Here is a 10805-nt window from a genome sequence, read left to right as displayed (position 1 = left end):
TCATCTTCATTGCTTACTCGGCACTGCTTACTCGGCGCTACCGGCGCCGGCGAGTTGGTCGCGCACGGCGGCGATTGCCTTGTCGTGCTTGGTGACGCCCACTTCCTTGCGGATCGCCTTGCTCAGCGCGTCGGTATAGGCCTGGCCGAGCTGGCCGCCGAGTTCACGCTGGGTGCCTTCGACGAGCTGGGCCGATTCCACCTTGCCGGGCACGACATCCTTCAGGACGACCACGAACCAGCCGCGATCCTGTCCGGCCGCCTGAACCTTCACGGTGCCCTTGGCCATGTGGAACATCAGCGAGACCGGCGGCGGTACCTGGCGGCCCGAGCGCAGCGCCGCGGTGAGCGTGGCGCGCGACATCGAGACCTGCTCGGCGGGCGGCAGCGTCTTGCCGAGGGCGGCGACGGCCTGCTCCAGGCTCTTGCCCTGACGGATCTGGGCCTGGATCTGGATCGCGGCGGCTTTTGCTGCGGCGGCGCCCTTGTCGAGCTGCCAGGCCGACTTCACGTCGTTCACGATTTCCTTGAACGGCGCGGGCGCGGAGGGCGTGATCTGCGTGACGTCGTAGACGATGAAGCTGGCTTCCGGCGAAACCTGGTTGCCGTCCTTGCCGACCTGCGCACTCTGCGGCTTTTCCTGATCCATGCCGAAAGCGGTCTTCAGCACGGGCTGGAGCAGGGCAGGCGCGGTTTCGCCGGGCTTGCCGTAAACCTGGCCGTTCGCGGTGATCGGCGCAGTGGTTTCCACGGTGGCGCCCAGCGACTTGGCGACTTCGACGAGGCTGGCGCCGTTGCCGAACTCGTCCTCGATCTTGGCGAGGAGATCGGTGAAGGCGGCGCGCTTCTTTTCCTCGGTCAGCTTGGCGACGATCTCGTCCTTCACGGCCGCGAGGGCGCGTTCCGGCTTCTTCTGCTCTTCCTCGACACGGATCAGGTGCCAGCCCAGCGCGCTCTTCTGGGGCGCGGCAAGCTTGCCGACGGGGGCCGCGAAAACGGCATCGGCGACGGCGGGCGAGAACTGGCCTGAGAGCTGTTCCTTGCTGAAGAATTCGAGATTCGCGGTCGAAAGGCCCTTTTCCTTGGCCGCCGCTTCAAGGGTCTTGCCGCCGGCGACTTCCGCAGCAACGGCCTTGGCCGCGGCTTCGGTGGGCACGATCAGCTGCGTGATCTTGCGGTTGTCCTGCGCGGCGTAAAGCGCCTTGTCCGCCTGATAGCGCTTGGCGATGTCGGCATCGCTAGGAGCGGCGACATCCTTGACGGCGCTTTCGCCGAAGGCGGCGTAACGGATCACGCGGCGCTCGGGGCGGATGAAGGCGTTGGTATGGGCCTTGTAGAACGCCTGGAGTTCGGCGTCCGACGGCGCGTTGGCCGGGAAGAAGACCTGCGAAGGCAGGGCGACGACCGAACCGGAGCGGTTTTCGTCAAGCAGCGCGGCGTAGCGCTTTGCGGCAAAGCTCGACATCGTGGTGCCGAACTGCGCGGGCAGCATGAGTTGCTGCGCGATCAGGCCCTGCGCGATGTCGTCGCGGAGCGACTTCTCGGAAAGGCCCTGCTGCGCCAGGAGCTGGCGGTAGGTGGTCTGGTCGAACTTGCCGTCCACGCCCTGGAAGGCGGGAATGCGCGCGATCTCGCTGTCGATCAGGCGATCGCCGGCGACGACGCCGATCTTCTTGCCGAAGAATGCCGTGGCGGTGCGATCGATCAGTTCATCCAGCACTTGCTCGAGGCCGCCCTGGGCGATGAGCATTTTCATGGTCATCGTCGGGTCTTCGGCCTGGACGCGGGTCAGCGCGGACTTGGCGGCGAGGCCGAGTTCGTTCTCCTGAATATCGTCCTTGCCCACGGTGGCGACGGAGGAGCCGTTGGTGATTCCGGTGGAATCGCTAAGGCCCGTAAGGTCACCGCCCACGAAAGCCAGAGTGATGAGCACCAGCACCGCCAGGCCAATGCCGGCGCCGATCTTGGACTTCAGGACGTTGCGGAAGAATGAAAGCATGTACCGTGCCGATCAGCGTGGAAATTCTGGGTTCAGGTCGCAGCGATGGCCTTGCCGTCGCACGAAATCCGGCAGGCTTTAGGGTGGCTTGTGTGATCCTGCAATGGCGACGTTCGATAACCGCGCCGCGACTCGTCGATTGGACGGTGTCGATCACTGGAGTTGGCCCGAGCCGGGGCGAACCGGGAAAGCACGGATTTTGACAAGATGGGCCTCATTGCCCTAGCAGCGCCCCGACAGCGCGGCGCGCGATTCCCGCTCCCTTGCGGGTTTCCGAAGCGCCGATGCGCCCTGAAATCAAGGTTTCTCAAGAACATGGCTGGTCTGCCCTACATCGTCGGTAACTGGAAAATGAACGGCACGCGTGCGATGCTCAACGAGGCGCGCGCGATCGACCGGGCTGCCGCACGCTTCCCGAAGGTGCAGGTGGCGGTCGCGCCCCCGGCGACGTTGCTCTACCGCCTTCGCGATGCGGTCGAACTGATCGGCGTCGGCGGGCAGGATTGCCGCGCGGAGGAAAGCGGCGCCTTCACCGGCGACATCTCCGCCCCGATGCTCAAGGATGCCGGTGCGGACTTCACCATCGTCGGCCATTCCGAGCGCCGCACGCTCCATGGAGAGAGCGATGCGGACGTGAGGGCCAAGGGCGAGGCAGCGCTGTCGGCGGGCCTCGCGGTGATTCTCTGCGTCGGCGAAACCGAGGCGCAGCGCGATGCAGGCGATGCCGAATCCGTGGTCGCCGCGCAGATCGAGGGATCCTGCCCGGCTGTCGATGGCGCGCCGGAGAAGCTTTCCGTGGCTTACGAGCCGGTCTGGGCGATCGGCACCGGCCGCGTTCCCTCGATCGAGGACGTCGCGGCCATGCATGCGGCGATCCGCGCGAAGCTCTTGACCATCTACGGCGAGGGCGGGGCGGACGTGCGCATTCTCTACGGCGGCTCGGTAAAGGCCGACAATGCCGGCGAACTGCTTTCCGTGCCTGACGTGGGCGGAGCGCTGGTCGGCGGCGCGAGCCTGAGCGCCGAGAGCTTCCTGGCCATCGTCGGTGCCGCAGCTTCGCTGGGCAACGACTGAGCCGGGGATTTTCGCCGGAACAGGGGTATTTGCCCGGTGTTCGGCTGATGACTTGCGCGGAAGGCGGGGAGCGCCTATCTGCGCCGCTTGAGATGCGGGCTTTCGGCCCCCGAGAAGACTGAGAAAAACGCAAGATGCTGTTCACCTTCCTGACCGTTGTCCAGGCGATCGTCGCGCTCCTGCTCGTCGTCGTCATTCTGATGCAGAAGTCGGAAGGCGGCGGTCTCGGCGTGGGCGGCGGCAGCCCTTCGGGCCTGATGTCGGCGCGCGGTGCGGCCAACTTCATGACGCGCGCCACCGGCGTTCTTGCGGCAGTCTTCGTGATCCTTTCGATCGTGCTTGCGGCGCTTGCGGTCAATACGACCACCGGCCGCGATATCGACACGTCCCTTCAGCGCGAGACGGCTCCGGCCGCGCCCGCGCAGCCGGCCGATCCGCTCGCCGGCGCGGCCGCACCGGCCGCTGCTCCGGCGGATGGCGCTACCTCGGCTCCGGCCGGAAACGCACCGGCCAACGATCCGCTTTCGGGTGCTGCCGGCCAGTAACCTGGCATTCGGCAGGGCTTCGCCCGGCGTATCATCGTAACAGGAATGCCGTCTGGCTCTGGCAGGCGGCATTTCATTCGTTTTGAACTGTGGATTGAGGCACAGCGCTCTTGCGCTCGTGCCCCCATGCAATTTAAGGGCCGACTCCCATGGCGCGGCATATTTTTATCACCGGCGGCGTGGTTTCCTCGCTCGGCAAAGGTCTCATGGCGGCGAGCCTCGCGGCTCTCCTGCAGGCACGCGGCTATCGCGTGCGCATCCGCAAGTTCGATCCCTATCTGAACGTCGATCCGGGGACGATGAGCCCCTATCAGCACGGCGAGGTCTATGTGACCGACGACGGTGCCGAGACCGACCTCGATCTCGGCCACTACGAGCGCTACACCGGCGTCTCGGCCCGTCAGGCGGACAACATCACGTCGGGTCGGATCTACCAGGACATCATCGCCAAGGAACGCCGCGGCGATTACCTCGGCGCCACGGTCCAGGTGATCCCGCACGTGACCGACGCAATCAAGGACTTCGCGCTGACGGAGACCGACGACCTCGACTTCGTGCTCTGCGAGATCGGCGGCACGGTGGGCGATATCGAAGGCCTGCCCTTCGTCGAGGCTCTGCGCCAGATGCGCAACGAGCTTGGCCGCGAGCAGACCTGCTTCGTCCACGTCACGCTGGTGCCTTACATCGCGGCCGCCGGCGAGTTGAAGACCAAGCCGACCCAGCACTCGGTGCGCGAGCTGACCGGCCTCGGCATCCAGCCCGACATCCTGCTGTGTCGCTGCGATCGTGAGCTTCCCGAGAGCGAGCGCCGCAAGATCGCGCTGTTCTGCAACGTCCGTCCGCAGGCCGTGATCCCTGCGCTCGACGCGCCGAATATCTATGCGGTGCCGCTCCAGTATCACCAGGAAGGTCTCGATGCGGAAGTGCTCCACCACTTCGGCATGGAATCGCACGCGCCCGACCTTTCGCGCTGGAACGACATTACCGACCGTTTCGAGCATCCCGAAGGCGAAGTGACCATCGGTGTCGTCGGCAAGTATGTCGGCCTGCAGGACGCCTACAAGTCGCTGAACGAAGCACTCGTTCACGGCGGCATGGCCAACCGCGTCAAGGTCAACGTCAAGTGGATCGATGCCGAGATCTTCGAAAAGGAAGATTCGGAAATCGCCGCAGCCCTTGAGCCGATGCACGGCATTCTGGTGCCCGGCGGCTTCGGCGAGCGCGGCACGGAAGGCAAGATCGCCTCGGTGCGCTTCGCCCGCGAGCGCGAAGTGCCGTTCTTCGGCATCTGCCTCGGCATGCAGATGGCCTGCATCGAGGGCGCCCGCTCGGCCGGTGTCGAGAAGGCGAACTCCACGGAATTCGGTCCGACCGAGGAACCGGTCGTCGGCATCATCACCGAGTGGATGGGCAAGGACGGTCTCGAAAAGCGTGCCGAAGGCGGCGATCTGGGCGGCACGATGCGCCTTGGCGCCTACAAGGCCGAACTCTCGCCCAACAGCCATGTCGCTTCGATCTACGGCAGCACCGAGATTTCCGAGCGTCACCGTCACCGCTATGAAGTGAACGCTTCCTACCGCGAGACGCTGGAAGGCAATGGGCTGATCTTCTCCGGCATGTCGCCGGACGGACTGCTGCCCGAGATCGTCGAGCGGCCGGATCATCCGTTCTTCGTGGGCGTGCAGTTCCACCCGGAATACAAGTCGCGCCCCTTCGAGCCGCATCCGCTCTTCGCAGGGTTCGTTGCCGCAGCACTCCGGCAGGCCCGACTGGTCTGATCCAGGCCGGTTCGCAGAAACAGGAAAAAGGGGGCGGAACCGGGAAGGTTCCGCCCCCTTTTTCGTCTCGATCAGCCGATCGCGGTGAGGAGGAGCGTGATCGTTCCGACGGAAAGTATCGTCGAGATCAGGATCACCTTGGCAGTAAGAGCGCCTTCGCGCCGATGGAATTCCGCGAGCATGAAGGGGCCTGTTCCAGTCGGCAGCGCGGCGAGCAGGACTGCCGCGTTGCGCAGCGGTTTGGCCAGCGGGAAGACCCAGTACGCCAGCGCGAATGTCAGCGCGGGATAGGCGAAGAGCTTCAGGGCCACGAGCAGGGCGGTCTTTCCCCCACCGCCGCTTTCCGCTTCGCGAGGTTCGGCGAGGAACATGCCGAGGCATACGAGCGCGCAGGGGCTGGCGGCGGATCCCAGCAGCTTCAGAAAGGCGTCGAGAGGCTCCGCGACGCCCACGCCGCTGAACATCACTATTGCGCCGAGCAGCGGCGCAAGGACCAGCGGATTTCGCAGCAACGCCTGGGATACCCGCAGAAGGATGGTCAATGGGCTGGCGCCGGCCTGGTTGCCGAATTCGATCAGCACGATGGCAACGGCGAAAAGCATGCACACGGTGTTGATGGTGGCGATCAGGGTGAGCGTCTGTGAGGCGGGGCCCAGCGTTGCCAGCAGGAGGGGAAATCCGAGGAAAGCGGTGTTGGAATAGGCGCCGTTCAGCCCATGGATCGCGGCATTTCCGATCTCCGCTCCGCCCATGCGGCTAATCAGCACGGTGAGGGCGAAGAAGAAGAAAGTGCCAATACCGAAGACGGCGATGAAACCGGGCTGCCAGAGCTGCGCCGCATCCGCCTTGGCAACAATGTCGAACAGCAGCGCGGGCAGGGCAAGGTAGACGACGAAGCGGTTCAGTTCCGTCGTCGATCGCGGACCGAAGATCCCGGCGCGCCGCGACAGCCAGCCGACAAGGGTCAATGCGAAGATCGGCAGGACGACCGACAGGATGGATAACATGAGAGAAATGCGGCCCGCTTGCTTGGCAAAGCTTGCGGCTTAGACGCCCGGTTCGTCCAGTCCATCTCTCTTTTGGTCGCGTTTGCCGCGTGTCACGCAACATTCCAGCAAAAAGAGCGGCCCGGGCATTCCCGGACCGCTCCATCATGTTAGTGATTAGGCCTGTCAGGCTGCGGCCGAATCGTCTCCGGCGCTGCCTTCCACCACGGTCAGCGTATTGCCGCCGATCGCGATCTTCTTGGGCTTCATCGCCTCAGGCACTTCGCGCACGAGGTCGATGATCAGAAGTCCGTCGGCAAGGTCGGCGGCATCGACGCGGACGTAATCGGCAAGTTCGAAGCGGCGCTCGAAACCGCGCTGGGCGATGCCGACATGCAGCATTTCGCCTTCGCTGGGTTCTTCGGGCTTGTGTCCCTTGACCACCAGCAGGTTCGCCTGCGCTGTGATATCGATATCGGCCGGCTTGAAGCCCGCGACCGCCAGAGTGATGCGATAGGCATCGGCGCCGCGGCGTTCGATATTGAAGGGGGGGTACTTGTCGCCCGGGTTTGCGCGGCCCTGGTTCTCGATCATGTCGAACAGGCGGTCGAAACCGACCATGGTGCGGCGATAGGGCGAAAAATCGATACGGTTCATGACAAAAATCCTCCAATGAGCAATCTTCGTGCGATCGGGGCCCGGCATTTCCGGCGCCCCGTTCCCGAGCCATGCCCTTGGCGGGCCATGACTCGAATACCTAGATATGATAGCCGCCCGGCGTTTCAAGGCCTGCGCCGAAGCGCCGCGAGCGCCCTGTTTCGGTGTCGGGTTTCGGTATCGGGTTTCGATGTCGCCAAAAGAAGAAGGAAGAGTTCGATGAGCCAGCCCAAAGTGGAAATCTACACCAAGTGGGGCTGCCCTTACTGCACCATGGCCAAGTCGCTGCTGGACGATAAGGGCGTATCCTATGAGGAATACGACATCACGATGGGCGGCCCGAAGCGCGAGGAAATGCTCGAACGCGTTCCCGGTGCGCGCACGGTTCCGCAAGTACTAGTCGATGGAACGCCTTACGGCGGGTTCGACGACATCAATGCCCTGAACCGGGCGGGCAAGCTCGATCCGGTTCTCGGGCTCTGATGGCCATGAGCCGCGCCGCACTGTTCCAGATGACGTCGGGGATTTCGCCCGAAGTCAATGCCGCCGCGATCGTGAACGCCGCGCGCGAGGCCGGCGCGGGCGGCGCGGCCATGTTGTTCACGCCCGAGATGTCCGGCCTGCTCGATCGCAAGCGGGAACGGGCCGCCGCGAACATCGTCACCGAAGCCGATGATCGCGTGCTTGCCGCCGCGCGGGAGGCGGCGGCGCGCGAAGGGATCTGGATCCATGTCGGCTCGCTGGCGGTGCGCCCGGACGGCGAAGGGGGCGATGCCCGCTATGCCAACCGCGCTTTCGTGATCGACGATAGCGGCGAGATCCGTGCGCGTTACGACAAGATCCACATGTTCGACGTCGATCTCGCCTCCGGCGAATCCTGGCGGGAATCGAATGCCTATGCGCCGGGAGACCGGGCCGTCACGGTGGAGACACCGCTCGGCCGTCTCGGTCTGGCGATCTGCTACGACGTGCGGTTCCCTGCACTGTTCGAGACGCTGGGGCGGCAGAAATGCGATGTGATCGCGGTGCCTGCGGCGTTTACCGTCCCGACCGGCCGCGCGCACTGGCATCTCATGCAGCGCGCCCGCGCGGTCGAGGCGAGCGCTTTCGTGCTGAGTGCGGCACAAGTCGGCCATCACGAGGACGGGCGCGAAACCTACGGCCATTCGCTTGCGGTCGATCCCTGGGGCGAAGTGCTGCTCGATCTTGGCGGCGATAGTGCTGGGCTGGGTTTCGTGGATATCGACCTCGCTCGCATTGCTGAAGTGCGGGCGCAATTGCCCAGTCTTGCCAATCGCCGCGATATCGCCAAATAGGCCGCGATGCCCATCGTCTTTGATCTCGAATGCCGTTCCGCGCAGCACCGTTTCGAGGGCTGGTTCAAGTCCTCCGACGATTACGCGCGGCAACAGGAGCGCGGCCTTCTGGCATGTCCGCAGTGCGGATCGGCCGAGGTGTTCAAGGCCGTCCAGGCCCCGCGCCTGGGGCGCAAGGGCAACCAGCGTTCCGAATCTGCCGCAGGCCCGCTTCCGGCCAAAATTCCCTCATCGCCGCCGAGCGCTGACCTGCCAGCCCCGCCGCCGGTCGAACTTCCGCCGCAGGCCGTGGAAGTGCTTCAGAAACTGGCGGTGATGCAGGCGGAGGCTTTGAAATCCAGTCGCTTCGTGGGCGACAGCTTCGTGGAGGATGCCAGGGCCATGCACTATGGCGAGCGCGACAGCGAATCCATCCATGGCCGCGCGACGCCCGAGCAGGCGAAGGAACTCATCGAGGAAGGCATCGCCGTTGCGCCTTTGCCGTTCCCGATCGTTCCCCCCGAAAAGGCCAATTGAAACGGCTCCATCGAACGATTGCCAAGTATCGCGCGCCAAGCTAGGAGGCCCCTCGAGTGCGCCCGTAGCTCAGCCGGATAGAGCACCAGATTCCTAATCTGGGGGCCATGGGTTCGAATCCCGTCGGGCGCACCATCCATAAAAAATGCCCGCGGAATCGCGGGCATTTTTGTTTTTAGCCTTGAGACGGGCTCAGCCGAACTTTTCCTTGAGGTCGTAGAGCGCAACGGCCGCCTTTGCCGCTTCGCCGCCCTTGTCCTTTTGCGACGGTTCGGCGCGGACGAGGGCCTGCTCCTCGTTCTCGACCGTCAGGATGCCGTTGCCGATGGGAATGCCGTCCATCGTCAGCGCCATGATGCCGCGCGCGGATTCGCCTGCGACGATCTCGAAATGGTAGGTTTCGCCGCGAATGACCACGCCGATCGCGACGTAGCCGTCATAGTCGCCGGTCGCATCGGCCAGCGAGATCGCGGCGGGGATCTCCAGCGCGCCGGGAACGGTGATGACTTCCGCCTGGTGTCCGGCAGCCTTGAGCGCGGCCTTGGCGCCTGCGATCAGCTTGTCGTTGAGGTGGTCGTAGAAGCGGGCTTCGACGATAAGGAAACGGGCCATGTCAGTTGGCTCCTTCAGAAGCAGTGATGGGGCGCTCGCCTGCGATGTTAAGCCCGTAGCCTTCCAGCGCGACAAGCGAATGATGGGTATTGGTGAGCAGGATCATGTCGTGGATGCCCAACTCGGCAAGGATCTGGGCGCCTACCCCATAATCGCGCAGTTCCTCAAGGTCCGGCGTTTCACCGGCGCGAACCTGGTGCTTGATATCCATGACCCGCGAGATCGAACCGGTGGCCTGGCGGTTGATGACGACGATCACGCCGGTGCCTTCCTCGGCGATCATTTCCATCGAGCGGTGCAGCAGGTCGCCGCGATCGGTGGATTCCTCGCCCAGCACGTCGACGAACATCGACAGGGTATGCATGCGCACGAGCGTCGGCTTGGCAGGGTCGATCCGGCCCTTGATGAGCGCCATCGTCTCTTCGCCCGTCGCCTTGTTGAAATAGCTGCGGGCCAGCCATTGGCCGCCGTAGCGGCTCTGGAAAGTGATCTCGTTCTTCTTTTCGACCATGCGGTCGTGCTTGCGACGATAGGCGATCAGGTCGCGGATCGTGCCGATCTTGAGGTCATGGATGCGGGCGAAGGCGATCAGGTCGTCCATGCGCGCCATGGTGCCGTCGTCCTTCATGATCTCGCAGATCACGCCGGAAGGGTTGAGACCGGCAAGGCGCGAGATGTCCACCGCCGCCTCGGTATGGCCGGTGCGGACCAGCACGCCGCCGTCGCGGGCGCGCAAGGGGAAGACATGGCCGGGCGTGACGATATCGGCCTTGGTCTTGGTGCCGTCGATCGCGACCGAGATGGTGCGTGCGCGGTCGCCCGCCGAAATGCCGGTGGTCACGCCTTCGCGGGCCTCGATCGAGATGGTGAAGGCTGTCTCGTGGCGCGTGCCGTTATGGCGGCTCATCAGGTCGAGGCCGAGTTCCTCCACGCGCTGGCTGGTGAGCGTAAGGCAGATCAGGCCGCGTCCATGGGTGGCCATGAAGTTGATCGCCTGGGGCGTCGCCATCTGCGCCGGGATTACGAGATCGCCCTCGTTCTCGCGATCCTCGTCATCGACGAGGATGAACATGCGGCCGTTGCGGGCCTCGTCGATGATCTCCTCGATCGGGACGAGAACCGGCCTGTCGTCGTTGGAAAGCAGGAAGCGTTCCAGCTTGGTCAGGGTTTCGGCGGTGGGATTCCAGTCGGCTTCGGTGCAGTCGCGCAGCGTATTGGCGTGAAGCCCTGCGGCGCGGGCGAGACCGGCCTTGCTCATGCCGCCCTCGTTGACGAGCCTGCGGACTTGCTCGATTACATTACCAGCCATGGGTACAATCCATT

General features: G+C 64.4%; 11 protein-coding genes and 1 tRNA gene. 7 read left to right on the top strand and 5 right to left on the bottom strand.

The annotated features are described in order from the left end of the window. Positions 1-27: 27 nt before the first annotated feature. Positions 28-1998: a peptidylprolyl isomerase gene (locus tag NTCA1_RS09395; RefSeq protein WP_159830206.1), complete on the bottom strand. Its 1971-nt coding sequence runs from the start codon at positions 1996-1998 to the stop codon at positions 28-30. Positions 1999-2313: 315 nt separating this feature from the next. Here NTCA1_RS09395 and tpiA point away from each other — a divergent pair, with 315 nt between their 5' ends. The 3 genes from tpiA (at position 2314) to NTCA1_RS09380 (ending at position 5395) form a co-directional block, all read left to right on the top strand. Continuing rightward, complete coding sequence (gene tpiA, locus NTCA1_RS09390; protein WP_159830204.1) at positions 2314-3072, top strand: triose-phosphate isomerase; 759 nt, start codon at positions 2314-2316, stop codon at positions 3070-3072. Between the two features lie 137 nt (positions 3073-3209). Next, positions 3210-3617 carry a preprotein translocase subunit SecG gene (secG, locus tag NTCA1_RS09385; protein ID WP_086490731.1) on the top strand — a complete coding sequence of 136 codons (408 nt, stop codon included), beginning with the start codon at positions 3210-3212 and terminating at the stop codon, positions 3615-3617. Positions 3618-3766: 149 nt separating this feature from the next. After that, entirely contained in the window at positions 3767-5395 is a 1629-nt protein-coding gene (locus NTCA1_RS09380; protein WP_086490607.1) for a CTP synthase, read from the top strand. Between the two features lie 71 nt (positions 5396-5466). Here NTCA1_RS09380 and NTCA1_RS09375 read toward each other — a convergent pair whose 3' ends face one another. Together NTCA1_RS09375 and NTCA1_RS09370 are read right to left on the bottom strand one after the other, a co-directional pair. After that, positions 5467-6402: an AEC family transporter gene (locus tag NTCA1_RS09375; protein WP_159830202.1), complete on the bottom strand. Its 936-nt coding sequence runs from the start codon at positions 6400-6402 to the stop codon at positions 5467-5469. 165 nt (positions 6403-6567) lie between these two features. Further along, on the bottom strand, positions 6568-7038 hold the full coding sequence (locus NTCA1_RS09370) for an Hsp20 family protein (RefSeq protein ID WP_133083873.1): 471 nt from the start codon (positions 7036-7038) through the stop codon (positions 6568-6570). 219 nt (positions 7039-7257) lie between these two features. Between NTCA1_RS09370 and grxC the strand changes: the two genes are divergently transcribed. From grxC to NTCA1_RS09350, 4 genes are all read left to right on the top strand, one after another. Further along, a complete protein-coding gene (gene grxC / locus NTCA1_RS09365; RefSeq protein ID WP_086490604.1) occupies positions 7258-7521 on the top strand; it encodes a glutaredoxin 3 in 264 nt (87 codons plus the stop codon). Between the two features lie 5 nt (positions 7522-7526). Beyond that, positions 7527-8354 carry a carbon-nitrogen hydrolase family protein gene (locus tag NTCA1_RS09360; protein WP_159830200.1) on the top strand — a complete coding sequence of 276 codons (828 nt, stop codon included), beginning with the start codon at positions 7527-7529 and terminating at the stop codon, positions 8352-8354. A 6-nt stretch (positions 8355-8360) separates the two neighbouring features. Next, positions 8361-8870: a DUF1178 family protein gene (locus NTCA1_RS09355; protein ID WP_159830198.1), complete on the top strand. Its 510-nt coding sequence runs from the start codon at positions 8361-8363 to the stop codon at positions 8868-8870. A gap of 58 nt (positions 8871-8928) precedes the next feature. After that, positions 8929-9005 (top strand) — tRNA-Arg (locus NTCA1_RS09350). 57 nt (positions 9006-9062) lie between these two features. On the opposite strand, the gene ribH is transcribed toward NTCA1_RS09350, so the two are convergent. Together ribH and ribB are read right to left on the bottom strand one after the other, a co-directional pair. Then, positions 9063-9482: a 6,7-dimethyl-8-ribityllumazine synthase gene (ribH, locus tag NTCA1_RS09345; protein ID WP_086490602.1), complete on the bottom strand. Its 420-nt coding sequence runs from the start codon at positions 9480-9482 to the stop codon at positions 9063-9065. A 1-nt stretch (position 9483) separates the two neighbouring features. After that, on the bottom strand, positions 9484-10791 hold the full coding sequence (gene ribB / locus NTCA1_RS09340; protein ID WP_086490601.1) for a 3,4-dihydroxy-2-butanone-4-phosphate synthase: 1308 nt from the start codon (positions 10789-10791) through the stop codon (positions 9484-9486). Positions 10792-10805 lie beyond the last annotated feature (14 nt).

This window comes from Novosphingobium sp. TCA1 (assembly GCF_009811895.1).
Taxonomy (GTDB): domain Bacteria; phylum Pseudomonadota; class Alphaproteobacteria; order Sphingomonadales; family Sphingomonadaceae; genus Novosphingobium; species Novosphingobium panipatense_A.
Note: the sequence above shows the minus strand (reverse complement) of the source record. Positions and strands in the feature narration are given on the sequence as shown.